At 65.9% G+C, this 17,828-nt stretch carries 18 protein-coding genes; 9 read left to right on the top strand and 9 right to left on the bottom strand.

Features of this window, described 5'->3' with window-relative positions:
• Window positions 1-14 precede the first annotated feature (14 nt).
• The 5 genes from CTA01S_RS06010 to CTA01S_RS05990 all read left to right on the top strand — a co-directional run bounded on the left by CTA01S_RS06010 (window position 15) and on the right by CTA01S_RS05990 (window position 5,832).
• Window positions 15-455 (top strand): DUF2147 domain-containing protein, encoded by a 441-nt coding sequence (locus tag CTA01S_RS06010; RefSeq protein ID WP_062193282.1) that lies wholly within the window; start codon window positions 15-17, stop codon window positions 453-455.
• A gap of 59 nt (window positions 456-514) precedes the next feature.
• Window positions 515-2,899 (top strand): 3-hydroxyacyl-CoA dehydrogenase/enoyl-CoA hydratase family protein, encoded by a 2,385-nt coding sequence (locus CTA01S_RS06005; RefSeq protein WP_062193277.1) that lies wholly within the window; start codon window positions 515-517, stop codon window positions 2,897-2,899.
• A gap of 13 nt (window positions 2,900-2,912) precedes the next feature.
• Window positions 2,913-4,109 carry an acetyl-CoA C-acyltransferase gene (locus tag CTA01S_RS06000; protein ID WP_019561142.1) on the top strand — a complete coding sequence of 399 codons (1,197 nt, stop codon included), beginning with the start codon at window positions 2,913-2,915 and terminating at the stop codon, window positions 4,107-4,109.
• 74 nt (window positions 4,110-4,183) lie between these two features.
• Window positions 4,184-5,071, top strand: a complete 888-nt coding sequence (locus tag CTA01S_RS05995) for an alpha/beta hydrolase family protein (protein ID WP_019561141.1) — start codon at window positions 4,184-4,186, stop codon at window positions 5,069-5,071.
• Window positions 5,068-5,832, top strand: coding sequence for an enoyl-CoA hydratase (locus CTA01S_RS05990; RefSeq protein WP_019561140.1), 765 nt, complete (start codon window positions 5,068-5,070; stop codon window positions 5,830-5,832). Before CTA01S_RS05995 ends, CTA01S_RS05990 begins: the two co-directional genes overlap by 4 nt.
• 47 nt (window positions 5,833-5,879) lie before the next feature.
• On the opposite strand, the gene CTA01S_RS05985 is transcribed toward CTA01S_RS05990, so the two are convergent.
• Window positions 5,880-6,296: an acyl-CoA thioesterase gene (locus tag CTA01S_RS05985; RefSeq protein ID WP_026330226.1), complete on the bottom strand. Its 417-nt coding sequence runs from the start codon at window positions 6,294-6,296 to the stop codon at window positions 5,880-5,882.
• Window positions 6,297-6,342: 46 nt separating this feature from the next.
• On the opposite strand from CTA01S_RS05985, the gene CTA01S_RS05980 reads away from it, so the two are divergent.
• The gene (locus tag CTA01S_RS05980; protein ID WP_062193272.1) at window positions 6,343-8,160 is read left to right on the top strand and encodes an ABCB family ABC transporter ATP-binding protein/permease; all 1,818 of its coding nucleotides are present in this window, start codon (window positions 6,343-6,345) and stop codon (window positions 8,158-8,160) included.
• A 7-nt stretch (window positions 8,161-8,167) separates the two neighbouring features.
• Here CTA01S_RS05980 and CTA01S_RS16715 read toward each other — a convergent pair whose 3' ends face one another.
• A complete protein-coding gene (locus CTA01S_RS16715; protein WP_198150788.1) occupies window positions 8,168-8,341 on the bottom strand; it encodes a hypothetical protein in 174 nt (57 codons plus the stop codon).
• 90 nt (window positions 8,342-8,431) lie between these two features.
• On the opposite strand from CTA01S_RS16715, the gene CTA01S_RS05975 reads away from it, so the two are divergent.
• Entirely contained in the window at window positions 8,432-8,974 is a 543-nt protein-coding gene (locus CTA01S_RS05975) for a YaeQ family protein (RefSeq protein ID WP_062193269.1), read from the top strand.
• 16 nt (window positions 8,975-8,990) lie between these two features.
• Here CTA01S_RS05975 and CTA01S_RS05970 read toward each other — a convergent pair whose 3' ends face one another.
• The 7 genes from CTA01S_RS05970 to CTA01S_RS05940 all read right to left on the bottom strand — a co-directional run bounded on the left by CTA01S_RS05970 (window position 8,991) and on the right by CTA01S_RS05940 (window position 16,077).
• Window positions 8,991-9,602, bottom strand: a complete 612-nt coding sequence (locus CTA01S_RS05970; protein WP_062193590.1) for a YitT family protein — start codon at window positions 9,600-9,602, stop codon at window positions 8,991-8,993.
• A 65-nt stretch (window positions 9,603-9,667) separates the two neighbouring features.
• Entirely contained in the window at window positions 9,668-10,336 is a 669-nt protein-coding gene (gene msrQ, locus CTA01S_RS05965) for a protein-methionine-sulfoxide reductase heme-binding subunit MsrQ (protein ID WP_062193267.1), read from the bottom strand.
• On the bottom strand, window positions 10,305-11,300 hold the full coding sequence (msrP, locus tag CTA01S_RS05960) for a protein-methionine-sulfoxide reductase catalytic subunit MsrP (RefSeq protein WP_062193264.1): 996 nt from the start codon (window positions 11,298-11,300) through the stop codon (window positions 10,305-10,307). Before msrP ends, msrQ begins: the two co-directional genes overlap by 32 nt.
• Window positions 11,301-11,378: 78 nt before the next feature.
• Window positions 11,379-11,810 carry a hypothetical protein gene (locus CTA01S_RS05955; RefSeq protein WP_062193262.1) on the bottom strand — a complete coding sequence of 144 codons (432 nt, stop codon included), beginning with the start codon at window positions 11,808-11,810 and terminating at the stop codon, window positions 11,379-11,381.
• 60 nt (window positions 11,811-11,870) lie between these two features.
• Window positions 11,871-13,223 (bottom strand): c-type cytochrome biogenesis protein CcsB, encoded by a 1,353-nt coding sequence (gene ccsB, locus CTA01S_RS05950; protein ID WP_062193257.1) that lies wholly within the window; start codon window positions 13,221-13,223, stop codon window positions 11,871-11,873.
• Complete coding sequence (locus CTA01S_RS05945) at window positions 13,220-15,355, bottom strand: cytochrome c biogenesis protein ResB (RefSeq protein WP_026330224.1); 2,136 nt, start codon at window positions 15,353-15,355, stop codon at window positions 13,220-13,222. Before CTA01S_RS05945 ends, ccsB begins: the two co-directional genes overlap by 4 nt.
• A gap of 104 nt (window positions 15,356-15,459) precedes the next feature.
• Window positions 15,460-16,077, bottom strand: a complete 618-nt coding sequence (locus CTA01S_RS05940; protein WP_026330223.1) for a c-type cytochrome — start codon at window positions 16,075-16,077, stop codon at window positions 15,460-15,462.
• A gap of 58 nt (window positions 16,078-16,135) precedes the next feature.
• Here CTA01S_RS05940 and yihA point away from each other — a divergent pair, with 58 nt between their 5' ends.
• Window positions 16,136-16,846 (top strand): ribosome biogenesis GTP-binding protein YihA/YsxC, encoded by a 711-nt coding sequence (gene yihA, locus CTA01S_RS05935; RefSeq protein WP_019561128.1) that lies wholly within the window; start codon window positions 16,136-16,138, stop codon window positions 16,844-16,846.
• A gap of 87 nt (window positions 16,847-16,933) precedes the next feature.
• Entirely contained in the window at window positions 16,934-17,827 is an 894-nt protein-coding gene (locus CTA01S_RS05930) for an alpha/beta fold hydrolase (protein WP_062193253.1), read from the top strand.
• The last annotated feature ends 1 nt before the right edge of the window (window position 17,828 follow it).

Here is a 17,828-nt window from a genome sequence, read left to right as displayed (position 1 = left end):
ACAGGAGACAAGCGATGAACATCAAGGCCCTGATCGCTGCGGCAGCTCTGCTGCTGGGCGGCTTGGTGCAGGCCAGCCCCGTCGGGCTGTGGAAGACCATCGACGACGCCTCGAAGAAGGAAAAGTCTTTGGTGCGCATCACCGAGCAAGGCGGTGTGCTCAGCGGGCGCATCGAAAAGCTGCTCGATCCGCAGTCCAAGCCCGATGCGGTATGCGACAAATGCAGTGACGAGCGCAAGGGCCAGCCCATCGTGGGCCTGACCATCATTCGCAATGTCCGTCAAAACGCGGACGATGCCTCGGTCTGGGATGGTGGCGACATCCTCGACCCCAACAACGGCAAGGTCTACCGTGTGCGCCTGAAGCCGGTGGACGGCGGCAAGACGCTGGAAGTGCGCGGCTACATCGGGGCGCCCTTGCTCGGGCGCACCCAAGTTTGGCAGCGCGTCGAATGATCCCCGTGCCGCAGGCGCGTGGTTCCGTGCCTGCGGCCTTCACCTCAAGGAGAACCCCCGTGAGTCGATTCCAAGTCCGCAAGGTGGCCGTGCTCGGCGCCGGCGTGATGGGCGCACAAATCGCTGCCCATCTGGTCAACGTGAAGGTGCCGGTCGTGCTGTTCGACCTGCCGGCCAAGGACGGCCCGAAGAACGGCATCGTCAGCAAGGCCGTCGAGAATTTGAAAAAGCTCAAGCCCGCGCCGCTGGGCATCCCCGAAGATGCCGCTCGCATCGAGCAGGCCAACTACGAGGAGCACCTGGACAAGCTGCGCGAATGCGACCTCATCATCGAGGCCATCGCCGAGCGCATGGATTGGAAGCTCGATCTGTACAAGAAGATCGCGCCCTACGTGGCCCCGCAGGCCATCGTCGCGTCCAATACCTCGGGTCTGTCCATCACCAAGCTCAGCGAGGCCTTGCCGGAAGACATCAAGCCTCGCTTTTGCGGCATCCATTTCTTCAACCCGCCGCGCTACATGTACCTGGTGGAGCTCATCCCGACGCCCAGCACGCGGCCCGAGATCCTCGACCAGCTCGAAACCTTCGTCACCACCAGCCTGGGCAAGGGCGTGGTGCGCGCCAAGGACACGCCGAACTTCATCGCCAACCGGGTGGGTATCGCGGGCATGCTGGCCACCATCAAGGAAGCCGAGAACTTCGGGCTGAGCTACGACGTGGTGGACGACCTCACCGGCAAGAAGCTGGGGCGTGCCAGCTCGGGCACGTTCCGCACGGCCGACGTGGTGGGTCTGGACACCATGGCCCATGTCATCAAGACCTTGCAGGACAACCTGCACGACGACCCCTTCTATCCCAGCTATGCCACCCCGCCGGTGCTGGCCAAGCTGATCGAGCAAGGCGCGCTGGGCCAAAAGAGCGGCGCGGGCTTTTACAAGAAGGTGGGCAAGGACATCCTGCGTCTGGATCCGGCCAAGGGTGAGTACGTGCCCGCCGGCGCCAAGGCCGATGACATCGTTGCGCGCATCCTCAAGAAAGCGCCGGCCGAACGCTTGAAGCTGCTGCGCGAATCCAGCAACCCGCAGGCGCAGTTCCTGTGGGCCATCTTGCGCGACAGCTTCCACTACGTGGCCGTGCATCTGGAAGAGATCGCCGACTGCGCCCGCGATGTCGATTTGGCCATGCGCTGGGGTTTCGGCATGAGCCAAGGTCCGTTCGAACTGTGGCAGGCCGCGGGCTGGAAGCAGGTGGCCGAATGGGTGAAGGCCGACATCGACGCCGGCAAGGCCTTGTGCTCGGCGCCGCTGCCCGACTGGGTGTTCGACGGCCGCGAGGGCGTGCACACGCCCGAAGGCTCTTGGAGCCCGGCGCAGAAAAAGTACATCCCGCGCAGCAATCTGGCGGTGTATCAGCGCCAGCATTTCCCCGAGGCCGTGTTGGGCTCGGGGGCGGTCGAGCCGCTCAAGGCCGGCACCGAGGTGTTCAAGAACGACGAGATTCGCGTCTGGACGCTCGATGGCGAGGTGCTGATCGCCAGCATCACCTCCAAGCTGCACCTCATCAGCCCCACCGTGACCGAAGGCTTGCTCAAGGCGGTCGATTTGGCCGAGCAAGGCTACAAGGGCTTGGTGATCTGGTCGCCCGATGACGTGTTCTCCGCCGGGGCCAACTTGGAAGCCCTCATGCCGGTGTTCATGGCCAAGGGCTCCAAGGGCATCGCGCCGGAGGAGAAGAAGCTGCAGGACGCGATGCTGCGCATCCGTTATGCCCAAGTGCCGGTGGTGTCGGCCATTCGGGGCATGGCGCTGGGCGGCGGCTGCGAGCTGGCCATCCACAGCGCCCGCCGTGTGGCGGCCATGGAAAGCTACATCGGATTGGTGGAAGTCGGCGTGGGCCTGATTCCCGGTGCGGGCGGGCTGACCTATATCGCGCGCCGTGCCGCCGAGATGGCTGCCGCCGGCAATGCCAATGCCGACATCCTGAAATTCCTGACCGACGGCTTCACCAGCGCGGCCATGGCCAAGGTGGGCACCAGCGCGATCGAATCGCGCAAGCTGGGCTATCTGCTCGACAGCGACGTGATCGTGCCGAACAAGGACGAACTGCTGTACGTGGCGCTGTCGCAGGCCAAGGCCATGTTCGACGCCGGCTACCGACCGCCGCACAAGGCCGTCTTCCCGGTGGCGGGCCGCTCGGCCAAGGCCACGATCATGGCCCAGTTGGCCAACATGCGCGACGGCGGCTTCATCAGCCAGCACGACTACCACATCTCCAGCCTCATCGCCGATGTGGTCTGCGGCGGCGAGGTCGAGGCAGGCTCGCTGGTCAACGAGGAGTACCTGATGGCCTTGGAGCGTCAGCACTTCTGCAGCCTGCTGGACCATCCCAAGACCCAGGAACGCATCATGGGCATGCTGCAGACCGGCAAGCCGGTTCGCAACTGATCGGAGATCTCACATGAAACAAGTTCAAGACGCCTACATCGTTGCCGCCACACGCACTCCGATCGGCAAATCGGGCCGCGGCTATTTCAAGAACACCCGTCCGGACGATCTGTTGGTGGCGGCCATTCGTGGCGCGCTCAAGCAGGTGCCCAACCTCGACCCCAAGGCCATCGAAGACGCCGTCGTCGGCTGCGCGATGCCCGAGGCCGAGCAGGGCATGAACGTGGCGCGCGTGGCTGCGCTGCTGGCAGGTCTGCCCCACACCGTGGGTGGGGTCACCGTCAATCGCTTCTGCGCCGCGGGCTTGACCGCCGTGCAAATGGCCGCCGACCGCATCCGCGTGGGCGAGGCCGACGTGATGATCGCCGGTGGTGTCGAGTCGATGAGCATGGTGCCCATGGGGGGCCACAAGCCATCGTTCAACCCCGAGGTGTTCGCGCGTGATGAAAACATCGGCATCGCCTATGGCATGGGTCTGACGGCCGAGAAGGTCGCGCAGCAGTGGAAGGTCTCGCGCGAGGCGCAGGACGAATTCGCGCTGCACTCGCATCTGAAAGCCCTCAAGGCGATCGAAGCCGGTGAGTTCAAAGACGAGATCACCCCGGTGGAGATCGTCGAGCGCTTGCCCAACCTCGCCGAAGGCGGGATCACGGTCAAAACCCGCACCGTGGACGTGGATGAAGGGCCGCGCCCGGACACCTCGCCGGAGGGCTTGGCCCGCCTCAAGCCGGTGTTCGCGGCCAACGGCACGGTCACCGCAGGCAACAGCTCGCAGACCTCCGACGGCGCCGGCTGCTTGATTCTGGCCAGCGAAGCGGCGATCAAGCGCTACGACCTCAAGCCCTTGGCGCGCTTCGTCAGCTTCGCGATCAAGGGGGTGCCGCCCGAAATCATGGGCATCGGTCCGATCGAAGCGATTCCGGCCGCACTGAAGTACGCTGGGCTCACGCAAGACCAGCTCGACTGGATCGAACTGAACGAAGCCTTCGCGGCGCAAGCGCTGGCCGTGCTCAACACGCTGGAGCTGGACCGCAGCAAGGTCAACCCCATGGGCGGCGCCATTGCCTTGGGCCACCCGCTGGGGGCCACTGGCGCGATCCGCTCGGCCACGGTGGTGCATGCGCTGCGCCGCCACAACCTGAAGTACGGCATGGTGACCATGTGCGTGGGCACCGGCCAAGGCGCTGCGGGCATTTTCGAGCGCGTTTGAGCGCGCGGCGTGGCAGGCCGAGGTCCCTCGTGACGTCGGCCTGCTGGCCTTCCCGTATCGACCAGGAAGCCGACATGGAGCGGCAAAGCGTTCTGACTCCCGATGGCGTGCGCCTGGGGGTGCGCCGTTACCGGCCCGACGCCCAGGTCTGCGCCGCGCAGGCCGTGGTGCTGATCGCACCGGCCATGGGCGTGCCTCAATCGTTCTACGAACCCTTTGCCCGGTGGCTGGCGGCCCAGGGATTCGAGGCGGTCAGTTTCGACTACCGCGGCATTGGCGAGTCCCGCCCGCCGGGCCTGCGATCCTTGCGCGGTTATCAGGCCGACCTCTTCGATTGGGTGCGCGATTTCGATGCGGTGATCGACACCATCGTCGAGGCCCAGCCCGGGCTGCCGTTGTATGTCTTGGGGCATAGCCTGGGGGCGCAACTGCCCGGCTTGCTGCGCAATCGTCATCGCATCGCAGGCTTGGTGTCGGTGGCCGCCGGCAGCGGCTATTGGCGCGATAACGCACCATCGCTGCGGCGCGTGGTGCCCTATTTCTGGCATGTGATCGTGCCCTTGGCCACTTGGCTGTGCGGCTATTTCCCGGGCAAGCGGCTGCGCATGGTGGGCGACTTGCCGCGCGGCGTGATCCTGCAGTGGCGGCGTTGGTGCCTGCATCCGCGCTACCATGTCGGAGCCGAAGGGCCCCACGTGCGCGAGGCTTTCGAGCAGGTGCGCTTTCCGGTGCTGGCCCTGTCCTTCGTGGACGACGAGATGATGACCGAGCGCGGCACGCAGGTGCTGCTGGATTGCTACGCCAATGCCCCGCGGCGTATCGAACGCATCGCCCCGCAGGATGTGCAGGCCCGGCGCATCGGTCATTTCGGATTCTTCCGTGAGCAGTTCGAGTCCACCTTGTGGCCCCGCGTGAAAGACTTCTTCCACAGCTTCATCCCTGAAACCAAGGAGACTGCATGAGCATCAAGACCGCCGTCCTCAACGGCGTGGCCAGCATCGAGATCGCCAGGCCCGAGAAGAAAAACGCGCTGACCGCCGCGATGTACCAGGCCATGGCCGATGCCTTGGTGCTTGCCCGGGACGACAAGCAAGTGCGGGCCGTGCTGATTCACGGCCAACCCGACATCTTCACCTCCGGCAACGACTTGGAGGATTTCATGCAGCGGCCGCCCCAGGGCATGGATTCGCCCGTGTTCCAGTTCATGCGCGGGCTGTTGGAATGCGACAAGCCAGTGGTGGCGGCCGTCACCGGTGCGGCCATTGGCATTGGCACGACGATGCTGTTGCACTGCGACCTGGTCTATGCGGCCGATACCGCTCGCTTCGCGATGCCGTTTGCCAGCCTGGGCCTGGTGCCCGAATTTGCCTCCAGCCTGCTCGTGCCGCTGTATGCTGGCCATGTGAAGGCGGCTGAGAAGCTGCTGCTGGGTGACCCCTTCGGAGCCGAAGAGGCTCAAGAGATGCGCCTGATCAATGCCATTTTGCCCGCGGGCGAAGTGGTCAACCACGCCCGCCGCGTGGCCGAGCGTTTCAATCAACTGGCACCGGCGGCCGTGCGTGAGAGCAAGAGGCTGCTGCGCCGCGCCAACGCCAAACTGGTGCAGGACACCATAGCCGTCGAAGGCGAGCTCTTCGGTCAGCGCTTGCGCAGCCCAGAGGCCCGCGAAGCCTTTCAGGCCTTCTTCGAGAAGCGCAAACCCGATTTCACCAAGTTCGACTGATCCTGCCTGCGACCGATCACGACGCCCGCCTCGTGCGGGCGTCGTGCTTAACGGGGAATCTCCCGAGGGCGGCCCTGTTCGTCGATGGCCACGTAGGTGAGGTTGGCCTCCGTGACCTTGACCACGTAAGGATGGGCCGGATTGCGCTCGGCGTAGACCTCGACATGGACCGTCACCGAGGTGCGTCCGATGCGCTCGATGCGCGAGTAAAACGACAGGACATCGCCCACCGAGACCGGTTGCTTGAAGATGAACTGATTGACGGCCACGGTGGCGATGCGCCCGCGCGCCACGCGAGCGGACTGCACCGAGCCGGCCAGATCGACCTGAGCCATGATCCAGCCGCCGAAGATGTCGCCATTGGCATTGGCATCAGCGGGCATGGGCATGACTCGCAGCACGAGCTCCATGCCTTCGGGCACACTGACGGTTGGAGTCGAAGTCGGGCAAGACGTGTCTGGCATAGGCACCATTTGAAACACAAATCATTCAAACGACGGATTGTCCACGATGCGCCGCGCTGCCGTGAGCCTGCCCGAGGCGGCCGCTGCGACCCCGACCGCGGGGTTCCAGCGTTCGGATGGGGCCACCCTGGCCCGCCTGTTGCCCTATTTGTGGCGTTACCGTTGGCGCGTGGTGTTGGCGCTGGTGTTCTTGGTGGGGGCCAAGCTGGCCAATGTGGGCGTGCCCTTGCTGCTCAAGGAGTTGGTCGACAGTCTATCGATGTCGCCGACCGATCCGCGCGCGGTGCTGGTGGTGCCGGCCGGTTTGCTGCTGGCCTACGGCGGCCTGCGGCTGTGCACATCGCTGTTCACCGAACTGCGCGAGCTCATTTTCGCCAAGGCCACCGAAGGGGCCGCGCGCAGCATCTCACTGCAAGTCTTTCGCCACTTGCACTCCCTGAGCCTGCGCTTTCACCTCGAACGCCAAACCGGTGGCATGACGCGCGACATCGAACGTGGCACGCGCGCGGTGCATTCGCTGATTTCGTATTCGCTCTACAGCATCTTCCCCACCCTGATCGAGGTGGCGATGGTGCTCACGCTGTTGGCGGTGAAGTTCGACGCCGTGTTTGCCTGGATCACACTGGCGGCGCTGGTGACGTATGTCGCCTACACCGTGGTGGTGACCGAATGGCGCACCCAATTTCGCCGACTCATGAATGAGATGGACTCCAAGGCCCACACCCGGGCCATCGACTCCTTGTTGAACTATGAGACGGTCAAGTACTTCAACAACGAAGACTACGAAGCCCGCCGTTACGATGAGAGCCTGGAGCAGCTGCGCCGAGCCGCGCTGAAGTCGCAGTCCACGTTGTCCTTGCTCAACACGGGCCAGCAGCTGGTGATTGCCGTGGCCTTGATCGCGATGCTGTGGCGGGCCACCGAGAAAGTGGTGGCCGGCACGATGACGCTGGGCGACTTGGTGATGGTCAATGCCTTCATGATCCAGCTCTACATTCCGCTGGGTTTTCTGGGGGTGCTCTACCGGGAGATCAAACAATCGCTGACCGACCTGGACAAGATGTTCCGGCTGATGGACTGCCCGCAGGAGGTGCCCGATGCGCCGGGGGCGCCGGACCTGCAGGTGCGCGAAGGCACGGTGCGTTTCGAGCAGGTCGATTTCGGCTACGAGGCCGCGCGGCCCATTTTGCGCGGCGTGAGCTTCGAGATTCCGGCCGGCAAGAAGGTGGCGGTGGTCGGCCCCTCAGGGGCGGGCAAATCCACGCTGGCGCGGCTGCTGTTCCGCTTCTACGATGTGGATGCCGGGCGCATCACCATCGATGGTCAAGACATCCGGCAGGTCACGCAAGCCAGTTTGCGCCGCGCCATCGGCATCGTGCCGCAGGACACGGTGCTCTTCAACGACACCATCGCCTACAACATCGCCTACGGCCGTCCTGGGGCGACACACGAGGAGGTGGTGGCCGCGGCCCAGGCCGCGCACATCCATGACTTCATCGTCTCCCTGCCCCAGGGCTATGACACCGTGGTCGGCGAGCGCGGCCTCAAGCTCTCGGGGGGCGAGAAGCAGCGCGTGGCGATTGCGCGCACGCTGCTGAAGAACCCGCCCATTCTGATCTTCGACGAGGCCACCTCGGCACTGGACTCGGCCAACGAGCGTGCCATCCAGGCCGAGCTGCAATCGGTGGCGCGCAACAAGACCGCCTTGGTGATCGCGCACCGCCTGTCCACCGTGGTCGATGCGCATGAGATTCTCGTGATGGAGGCAGGTCGCATCGTCGAGCGCGGCACGCACGGGCAACTGCTGGCCCAAGGCGGTGCCTATGCCCGCATGTGGGCCTTGCAGCAAAGCGGCCAGGCTTAGGACGTGCTCAGTCTTGCGGCGCAGCGGGCCTCTGGCCTGGCGCTGCGGCCGACGGGTCGGCCTCCGGCGCCGGCCCATGATGGGCCCGCTGTTCGGCCTTGCGCTTGAGCTTTTCTTCCTTCTTGCGCTTTTTGGCCAGTTCGCGCTGGCGCTTTTCGTAGGCGTAATTCGGGGTGGGCAAGGACGTCCTTTCGTTGGCGAGGGCGCTCCCATCCTAACCCGGCTTGGACGCCGGGGCGAGCCCGTTCGTCGATCTGTCAGACTCGCGCGCATGGCGCTCAAATCCACCATCTTCAAGATCGACCTGCAGATCGCCGACATGGACCGCGGCTACTACGCCGACCATGCCCTGACGATCGCCGGCCATCCCTCGGAGACCGATGAGCGCATGATGGCGCGGGTCTTGGCCTTTGCGCTCTTTGCCGCACCGGATCTTCGCTTCGGCAGGGGCCTGAGCACGCCGGACGAACCCGCCCTGTGGCGACGCGACCCGACGGGCGAGGTGCTGCTGTGGGTGGAGGTGGGCCAGCCCGACGACAAGCTCGTGCGCAAAGCCTGCCACCGGGCCCAGCGGGTCGCGCTGCTCACCTACGGGCGTGTGGCTGCCGTGTGGTGGGCGCAACACCGTGCCGTGCTCGAAGGCTGGCCCAAGCTGCGTGTGCTGCATGTGCAAGCCGAGGATGTCCAAGCCTTGGCGGCGCTGGTGGCGCGCACCCTGCGCCTGCAATGCACCATCCAGGACGGGCAGATCTGGATCGGACAGGCGCAGCACATGGTCGAACTGGTCGTGCAGGAATGGAAGCCCTGGGGCTGAGCCTTGGTGATGAACCTTATTGAGCCACGTAGCGGCCGGGTTTGTGGTTGACGGCCAGGATGAGGTTCAGCGCCACGGCGCCCAGCAGGGACCAGATCACCCGCATCGGCTCGACCGTGAGGATGGCGGCTGCGACGATGGCGCAGTCGATGGCCATCTGCACCCGGCCAGCGCACCAGCCGCGCGATTCCTGCAGGTACAGCGCAAGAATGCCCACGCCGCCCAGGCTGGCGCGGTGACGGAACAACATCAGAAAACCCGCGCCCATCAGCAGCCCGCCCATCACCGCGGCATAGGCCGGATGCAGGTCCGCGACACGGAGCACCAGCGGGTGAAACTCGGTCAGCAGCGACAACAACGCGACCGCGATGAAGGTCTTGAGCGTGAAGGCCCGCCCGAGCTTGCGCACGGCAATGCCATAGAAAGGCAGGTTCAGGACGAAGAAGATCTTGCCGAAGCTCAGGCCGCTGGCGTAGTGCAGCAAGAAGGCCAGGCCGGCCGTGCCGCCGGTCAGCAGCCCCGTGTGGTTGAACATCACCACACCCAGGGAGATGAACAGCGTGCCCGTGACCAGGGCCTGGGCGTCGTCGAAAAGCGTGTGGCGGTCGATTGGATCGGTGGCAGACACGGTGACATGGCGTCCAAAGAGGCCGACAGTGTAGGCAAACCGGGCCGCATGCCCTTGGCGTTGGATCAAGCCGGATGCGTGGAGCGGCCACGGCGGCTCCAGGCGTGCCACAGCCGAGCCCCCAGCAGCACCGCGACGATGAGCGCATACAGGCCCACTTCGGCGTCGTCGTTCTTGCCCGAGCGCATCCAGTAGAAGTGCAGCAGCGCCAGGCCGGCCACGGCGTACACGGCACGGTGCAGGGTCTGCCAGCGCGCGGCGCCGAGCGCCTTGATGGCCCGGTTGAACGAGGTGGCCGCCAGCGGCAGCATCAGCACCAGCGCGGTGAAGCCCACCAGGATGAAGGGTCGCTTGGCGATGTCGCGTGCGATGTCGTCCAGGTAGAAGCCCATGTCGAACCAGGCGTAGCACAACAGATGCAGTACGCCATAGAAGAAGGTGAACAGGCCCAGCATGCGCCGGAATCGGGCCAGCCCGTGCCAGCCCGTGGCCCGCCGCAGCGGTGTGACCGCCAGCGTCAGACACAGCAGCCGCAGCGTCCAGTCGCCGGTGCCGCGGATCAGGGCCTCGGCCGGGTTGGCCCCCAGGGCGTCGGCCGCCGCCGCGCCGAGCAGCCATGCCAAGGGCAGCAGGCACAGCACGAACACCAGCGGCTTGGCCGCCGGGTGCCCCACGGCGCGCGACGCCTTCACGCCGTCGGTGTCAGTAGTACTTCTTGAGGTCCATGCCGGCATAGAGCTGGCCCACCTGGGCCTCGTAGCCGTTGAACATCAGCGTGGGGCGCTTGCGAGTGAACAGGCCGTCTTCCCCAATGCGTCGCTCGGTGGCTTGGCTCCAGCGCGGATGGTCCACCGTCGGATTGACATTGGCATAGAAGCCGTACTCGTGCGGGGCTGCCACGTTCCAAGCGGTTTGGGGCTGCTTTTCGGTGAAGCGGATCTTCACGAGGGATTTGCCGCTCTTGAACCCGTATTTCCAGGGCACCACCAGGCGCAGTGGGGCGCCGTTCTGATTGGGCAGCACCTCGCCATACAAGCCGAAGGCCAGCAGCGTGAGCGGGTGCATCGCCTCGTCCAGGCGCAAACCTTCCACGTAGGGCCACAGCAGCACGCGCGAATTCAGCCCCGGCATTTGGGTCTTGTCGGCCAGAGTATGGAACTCGACGTACTTCGCATTGCCCGTGGGTTCGACCCGGCGAATCAGCTCGTTGAGCGAATAGCCCACCCAGGGAATGACCATGGACCACCCCTCGACGCAGCGCAGGCGGTAGATGCGCTCCTCCATCGGCGCGAGCTTCAGCAGCGTCTCGATGTCATAGGTGCCGGGCTTGCGCACTTCGCCTTCGACCACCACGGTCCAAGGTCGGGTCTTGAGGCGGCCGGCGCGCCGGGCCGGGTCCGCCTTGTCGGTGCCGAACTCGTAGAAGTTGTTGTAACTGGTGACGTCGTCGTAGGCGGTGAGTTTTTCCATCGTCACCGCGCCAGCCACCTTGCTGGCGGCCCCGGGCAATGCCGCCAGCCGCCCCGGGGCCCGGGTTTGGGCCCAAGCCTGCCGGCCGGCCCAGGCCGCCAGCGTGGCCCCGGCCGCCCCCGTGGCCATCCAGCGCAGCCAGTCGCGCCGGGCGGCATAGACCGCGCGTGGGGTGATCTCCGAAGCGACCGGATGGTCGTAGGTGCGGGCATGTCTCAGGTAGCGCATGAGAAGGACCTCCAGAGGGGTCACCGTTGGAAAGCACGACGGCACGGCGGGTTCCGCCGTCGGCGTGGGGGCGTGCGTTCAGCGCCCCAGGTCGTCGTGGAAGCCGGTATCGATCACGTCCAGTCCCCCCGTGGTGGGGGCATCGCCCGAGGTCGAGGCGGGGTGGGCGACCCCTTCCAACGCGGCGGGGTCGAACAGCGTGAGCGCGTTGCGGGTCTGGTTGTCGCGAAAGCGCTTGCGCGAGAACAGCTTGCCTTGGGCCTCTGGCGGCAAGTCGGTGACGCGGATGACGTTGCGCGCGATCAGCACATCGATCAGGTCTTCGAGTACCCGGACGAAGTCGGCATCCAGGGTCTCGAAGGACGCCTGGCGCTGCGGGCTGGAACCCGTGTGGCCGAGGAAGCCTTGCACCTCGGGATGATCGTCGGGCAGGAATTCCTGGGTCTCGGGCGTGGGCTGTCGGTGCAGGCTGACGACCACACCGTGAGCATTGCGAGCGACGAAAGGCATGGTCAGAGGCAGCGCGGGTGGACGAACCTTCTCACTATACGCCGCAATGCCGAGGGCCGTTCAGAGCTCGCCGTAGGAGTGCAGGCCCGACAGGAACATGTTCACGCCCAGGAAGGCGAAGGTCGTCACCGCCAGGCCCACCAGCGCCCACCAGGCCGACACGGTGCCACGCAGGCCCTTCATGAGGCGCATGTGCAGCCAAGCGGCATAGTTCAGCCACACGATCAAGGCCCAGGTTTCCTTCGGGTCCCAGCTCCAGTAGCCGCCCCAGGCCTGGGCGGCCCACAGCGCACCGAGGATGGTGGCAATCGTGAAGAAGGCAAAGCCCACCGCAATGGCTTTGTACATGAGGTCGTCGAGCACGTCGTGGCTGGGCAGCTTGGCTGCGATGCGCCGGCGCAGCCACAGGACGCCTGCGACGATCAGGGCCGAGATGCCGAAGTAGACCACCCAGTAGCTGCTCAGTGCGCCGTCGGAGGAGCGGCGAAACACCAGCGGCTCGAAGCACAGCACCACCCCCAGCAGCCACAGCGGGGCCAGCTTGTACCAGCGGGTTTCGCTGGCCTGTTGTTTGATGAGATATGCGAAAGCCACCATCGCGGCCAGTGCGAAGGTGCCATAGCCGATGAAATTGGCCGGCACGTGCAACTTCATCCACCAGCTCTGCAGGGCCGGCACCAAGGGTTGGATCTCGTGGGCGCCACGCTCGACCGTGTACCACAGCAAAAAGCCCACCGCGGCGCTGACGATGAGCATGGCGAAGGCCCCCAGGCTGCGCACGTGCTCGCGCTGGCGATATTGGTCTTCGTAGTAGAGCCAGTACAAGGTGGTCAGCCAGCAAAACAGCACGAAGACTTCATAGAGGTTGCTCACCGGGATGTGCCCGATGTCTGGCGCGATTTGGTGGCTTTCGAACCAGCGCACCATCGTGCCGATCAGCCCCATGGCCACGGCCGCCCAGGCCAGGCGCGACCCCAGGCGTTCGGCGGTGCCGGAGTCCGAGCGGGTGAAAAAGCCGATCCAATAGAACACCGTGCTCATGAAAAAGAGCAGGCTCATCCACAGGATGGCGCTCTGGCTGGACAAGAAATACTTCAGCAGGAACACCTGGTCGGCCTGCGACAGATCGGCCCCGAAGCCGTCTTGCACGCGCGCATACAGGGCGATGGCCAGCAGCGAGGCCGCGCCCACCACCAAGGCCAGCACCCGCAGCGGGCGCCAGAACCAGCCCAACCACACGGCCGCCGGCGCGGCGCCCACGAGAATGGCCTTCTCATAGACATCCATCGAGGCGGCATAGCGCTGGAAGGCATAGCTCGCGCCGGCGAGGACCAGCACGGCGTACAGCCAATCGAACCAGGTTCGCCGGGCGAAGTAGCCCGGGGTGTCGAGGGACAGGGTGGTGGTATTCATCGAGCCTTGGGGGCCGTGCCTTGCAGCACGGCCAACTGGAGGTGGTCAAATTCCCGATCGGTGTCCAGGGTGTGGCGGGTGGACGACAGGGCCAGGGTCACGCGGGTTTGTCCAGGCAGTCCCGGTGCGTCTTCGAGCCAGATCCACAGGCGACGTTCCCTGACATAGAGCATGGCAAACACGCCGACGATGAGCAACAGGCAGCCCAGGTAGACCAGGTATTTTCCAGGGGCGCGGGCGACCTGGAAGACGCTGGCTTGCACCTGCTCGAAGTCTTTCAGCTCCAGCAGCAGCGGGGCCGGGTAGTAGGCTTCATCGGACAGCGACAACACCGCCTGCGTCATGAAGGCGCGGGTGGCGTCGTTTTGCGGCAGCGCGGGCAGGCCGGCCTGGGCGCGGCTTTCTTGCAACAGTTCGAAGATCACCCCGTTGAGAATGCGGATCAGCACCTCGGACGTGCGCGCCCGCTCGGCTTCGGGGACATGGGCTTCCATGAAGTCCGAAATCGCCTGCAGCCCGCCCACTGGGGCTTGGCCGGGGCGTACCGGTTCGATGCCGGCAAACAGGTCCAGGCTGCGCCGGGCCGACACGCGCAGCTGCTCGGCCAGGTCGGGGCGGGCGGGGTCGACCGCGACTCGCACATAGCGCTGCACGGCACGCTCGCGCATGACCGGGTCGTGCAGGGCATCGCGCAGTCGCATCCAGCCGTCCAGGCTGCCGGCCTCGTCGGCCGGGATGCGCAGGTAGCGGAAAGGGTCCGCCGGGCTGTCGCGCACGCCTGCCAAGAACACACGCCGGCCGTCGAGCTCCACCGGCAGCATGTAATTGTGGAACTCGCGTGCTTGCCCCGAGGCATCGCGCAACTTGTACGTCACCGACGGGCCGACGTTGCGCAGGCCCTTGTCACGGCCTGGGGCGCCCGAGCCCAGGTGCTGCTGCACACTGGTCACCAGATCGACCTTGCGCACATCGGTGGCCCCGGTGGCCGCAGCACCGAGGTTCTCGACGTTGATCACCCGCAGCCCGGTGAATTCCAGCGTCAAGGTCTGGCCGTCGGGGGTGCGCACTTCGGTGCTGCTGCCCACCGTGCCGGTGATCTCGAAGCGCGGGCCCGACATGTGCATCGGATGCGCCGTGAGCCTCAGGCGGGAGCCGCCATCGTCGAAGCTCGACTGGTAGATGGCCATGCCCGCGTGATAGAGCGGCTTGTTGACCTCGATGCGGGCCTCACGGGTCTGGCCGGTGGACCGGTCGTGCACCACCACCTCGCTGGCGAAGAGCTTGGGCATGCCGGTGTCGTAATACTCGACGATGAAGCGCTTGAGCTCCACATCGAAAGGCAGGGGCTGTAGCAACACGCCGTCGGGCTGGTTGAGCAGCACCACGCCCGAGCGCGAGCCCTCGGGCACCATCAGATTGCCGCGGAAGGCCGGGGTGTGGGTGCTCAGCCAGTGCTGGGCAGGCACGTCACCGATGAGGCCGGCCCCGGCATAGGGGGTTTTGCCGCTGAACCACATCTGGGCACGCACCATCAAATCCCCGTCGAGCAGGCCGCCGATGCACACCAACACGATGGCCGAATGCGCGGCCAGGTAGCCCAGCTTGTTGGCGGCGCCTTTCTTGGCGGCCACCATGATGCCGCGCACGGCCGGCCCGTCGTGGCGCACTTGGGCGCGAGCTTTCCAGCCATTGCGCTGCAACAGCGCCGTGATCTGCTCGAAGACGGCCTCGCGCGGCTGCGCCACCACGCCGCGGGCCTTGTGATGAAAGGCCTGCAGCGCTTGCTCGCGCACATGTTCCTTGTAGGCCCTGAGCTCATGCGCGATCTTGGGGGCATTGCGCACGATGCACAACGAGGTGGACACCACCAGGAAGGCCAGGATGAGCAGGAACCACCAGGCGCTATAGACCGCATACAGCCCGAGTCGTCCGAACAATTCGGCCCAGAACGGCCCGAACTGGTTCACATAGTTGACCGGGGGTTGATGCTGTTGCACCACCGTGCCCACGACCGAGGCGATGCAGATGAGGGTCAGCAGCGCGATGGCGAACCGCATCGAGGACAGCACCTCGATGGTTTCACGCCAGGCGCGAGACCCACGGGCGAGTTGCAAGCCGGAGGTGGCGGTCATGGAGCGTTCGGGGCGCAGCAAGGACACAAGAAAAACAAAGGCGGGTGTCCCTCCCGGGGCCCGCCTTCTGGTCGTGTTGGTGTTGGGGCGCGCGGGTCGCGCGATCAGCGCAGCCCAGCGATGTAGTCTGACACGGCCTTGATTTCCACGTCGCTCATGCGGGCGGCAATGGCTGCCATCTGCGGGCTGTTGGCCCGTGCGCCGCTGCGGAAGGCGGTCATTTGTGCCGTGGTGTAGTCGGCATGCTGGCCGCTGAGCCGCGGATACTGCGACGGGATGCCCGAGCCGGCCGGGCCGTGGCAGGCGGCGCAAGCCGGCACGGACTTCTCGGCGATGCCCCCACGGTAGATGCGCTCACCCAGGCGGATGGTGTCCTTGTTGGTGGCCGCGCCGGGACGAGCCTGCTTGCTGGCGTAGAACGCGGCCACATTGCGCATGTCTTCGTCGCTGAGCGTGGCGGCAAAGCCGGCCATCACGGGATTCTGACGCTTGCCGGACTTGAATTCTTGCAGTTGCTTGACCAGGTATTCCGGATGCTGGCCGGCAAGGATGGGGTTGGCTGGCGAGCCCCGGCTGCCGTCGGCCGTATGGCAGGCCACGCACACCTGGTTGGCGATCGCCTGGCCCTTGGCCAGATCGGGCTTGGCAGGGGCCTGGCCCAGCGCCGCCATCGGGGCGGCCCACACAGTTGCGGCAAACAGCAGGGTGACGGTCGATTTCATGTCGTGGAGCGAGTTGTAGGCCGAAGGCAAAACCCGCGGATTTTACAATGCCGATTCCATGCCCAGCCAAGCCACTCCTCCAAGCGCCCGCGCGCCCTCTGCTGCGACCGACCCGGCCGTCCGTGCCGCGCTGGCCTGGTTGCACACCGCCCGTTTCCTGACCACGGCCAGTGAATTGCACCAATTGCCCGTCACCGAGCGGCCGGAAATCGCCTTCGTCGGGCGCTCCAATGCCGGCAAGTCCACGGCGATCAACACCTTGGCGCAGCAGCGACAGTTGGCCTTCGCCTCCAAGACGCCCGGGCGTACCCAGCACATCAACCTGTTTGCCTTGGGACCGCGCGAGGCCGCGGATGCCGTGCTCGCCGATTTGCCCGGGTATGGCTATGCGGCCGTGGAGCGCAGCGCCAAGCTGCGCTGGCAGGCGGTGATGGCCGACTACCTGGCGCAGCGCCGCAACTTGGCCGGCGTGGTGCTGCTGGTGGACCCGCGTCATGGACTCACCGAACTCGACCATCAACTGCTGCAATTCGTCTCCCCCCGGGTGGCCAATGGCAGCGTGAGGCTGCTGGTCGTGCTGACCAAGGCCGACAAGCTCAACCGCCAGCAAGCCACGCTGGCACTGCAAGCCGCTCAGCAGGCCCTGGCCCGCTACGTCACCGAGGAGGCCGACATCGGCTTGGTGCTGTTTTCGGGCCTGCGCCGCACCGGCCTGGGCGATGTGGCCACGGCCTTGCACGGCTGGGTGCACGGCCAAGCCTCCGCGTAAACCCCAGGCGGTCAGCGTCGCCGAGGCGACGCCGGGACGGCCCGGTGGCGACGATACTTCGGGGCAGGGCTCTGGAGGAGGTGGCACATGAGCGTGGAGACCTTCGACATCGATTTGCCGCACGGCATCCGCCTGGCCTGCCGGGCTCAGGGGCCGCGCGAGGCGCCGGTGCTGGTGTTGTTGCATGGCTTTCCGGAGGCGGCTTTCGTCTGGGACGAGGTGGGCGCCCTGCTGGCCGGACGCTTCCGCTGCGTGGCGCCGAATTTGCGGGGCTATCCGGGCTCGTCGTCGCCGCCGGAGGTGGAGGCCTACCGGGCCAAGCACTTGGTGCGCGACATCGTCGCCTTGATCGATGCCCTGGGGGCTCCGGTGGCGGCCGTGGTGGCCCATGACTGGGGTGGGGCCGTGGCCTGGAATCTGGCGGCGCAGCAGCCCGAGTCGATCGAGCGCTTGGTGATCGTCAACTCACCGCATCCGGCGGTCTTCTTGCGCGAACTGTTGCACAACCCTGAGCAGCAGCGCGCCAGCGCCTACATGAACTTTCTGTGCCGCCCCGATGCGCAGGACTTGCTCGCCGACAATGACTTCGCCCGCCTGTGGCCCTTTTTCACGAGCATGGGGGCCGGGGCCGATGGACACGGCTGGCTCACCGAGGCGGTGAAAGACCAGTACCGCGCCGCTTGGCGCCATGGGCTCGACGGGCCGCTCAATTACTATCGCGCTTCGCCTTTGCGGCCGCCCTTGGGGCCGAGCGATCCGATCCATAGCCTGCGCTTCGACGATGCGCAGGTGCGCGTGCAGCGGCCCACCTTGGTGATCTGGGGCGAGGGCGACATGGCCTTGCCGCCGTCTTTGCTGGACGGTCTGGAGCGCTGGGTGCCTCGCCTGGAATTGCTGCGCGTGCCCGGGGCCACGCACTGGATCGTGCATGAGCAGCCCGGCCTGGTGGCCGAGGCCATCGCCGGCTTCGTGCCGGCCTGAA

Origin of the sequence: Caldimonas taiwanensis NBRC 104434 (assembly GCF_001592165.1) — a bacterium.
GTDB classification, from domain to species: domain Bacteria; phylum Pseudomonadota; class Gammaproteobacteria; order Burkholderiales; family Burkholderiaceae_C; genus Caldimonas; species Caldimonas manganoxidans.
This window is presented reverse-complemented; position numbering and strand designations above follow the sequence as displayed.

What these genes read in the sequence shown, in the direction of transcription:
- CTA01S_RS06010 (WP_062193282.1), top strand. Translation starts at nt 15, where the DNA reads ATGAACATCAAGGCCCTGATCGCTGCGGCAGCTCTGCTGCTGGGCGGC.
- CTA01S_RS06000 (WP_019561142.1), top strand. Translation starts at nt 2,913, where the DNA reads ATGAAACAAGTTCAAGACGCCTACATCGTTGCCGCCACACGCACTCCG.
- CTA01S_RS05995 (WP_019561141.1), top strand. Translation starts at nt 4,184, where the DNA reads ATGGAGCGGCAAAGCGTTCTGACTCCCGATGGCGTGCGCCTGGGGGTG.
- CTA01S_RS05990 (WP_019561140.1), top strand. Translation starts at nt 5,068, where the DNA reads ATGAGCATCAAGACCGCCGTCCTCAACGGCGTGGCCAGCATCGAGATC.
- CTA01S_RS05985 (WP_026330226.1), bottom strand. Translation starts at nt 6,296, where the DNA reads ATGCCAGACACGTCTTGCCCGACTTCGACTCCAACCGTCAGTGTGCCC.
- CTA01S_RS05980 (WP_062193272.1), top strand. Translation starts at nt 6,343, where the DNA reads ATGCGCCGCGCTGCCGTGAGCCTGCCCGAGGCGGCCGCTGCGACCCCG.
- CTA01S_RS05975 (WP_062193269.1), top strand. Translation starts at nt 8,432, where the DNA reads ATGGCGCTCAAATCCACCATCTTCAAGATCGACCTGCAGATCGCCGAC.
- msrQ (WP_062193267.1), bottom strand. Translation starts at nt 10,336, where the DNA reads ATGCCGGCATGGACCTCAAGAAGTACTACTGACACCGACGGCGTGAAG.
- msrP (WP_062193264.1), bottom strand. Translation starts at nt 11,300, where the DNA reads ATGCGCTACCTGAGACATGCCCGCACCTACGACCATCCGGTCGCTTCG.
- CTA01S_RS05955 (WP_062193262.1), bottom strand. Translation starts at nt 11,810, where the DNA reads ATGCCTTTCGTCGCTCGCAATGCTCACGGTGTGGTCGTCAGCCTGCAC.
- ccsB (WP_062193257.1), bottom strand. Translation starts at nt 13,223, where the DNA reads ATGAATACCACCACCCTGTCCCTCGACACCCCGGGCTACTTCGCCCGG.
- CTA01S_RS05945 (WP_026330224.1), bottom strand. Translation starts at nt 15,355, where the DNA reads ATGACCGCCACCTCCGGCTTGCAACTCGCCCGTGGGTCTCGCGCCTGG.
- CTA01S_RS05940 (WP_026330223.1), bottom strand. Translation starts at nt 16,077, where the DNA reads ATGAAATCGACCGTCACCCTGCTGTTTGCCGCAACTGTGTGGGCCGCC.
- yihA (WP_019561128.1), top strand. Translation starts at nt 16,136, where the DNA reads ATGCCCAGCCAAGCCACTCCTCCAAGCGCCCGCGCGCCCTCTGCTGCG.
- CTA01S_RS05930 (WP_062193253.1), top strand. Translation starts at nt 16,934, where the DNA reads ATGAGCGTGGAGACCTTCGACATCGATTTGCCGCACGGCATCCGCCTG.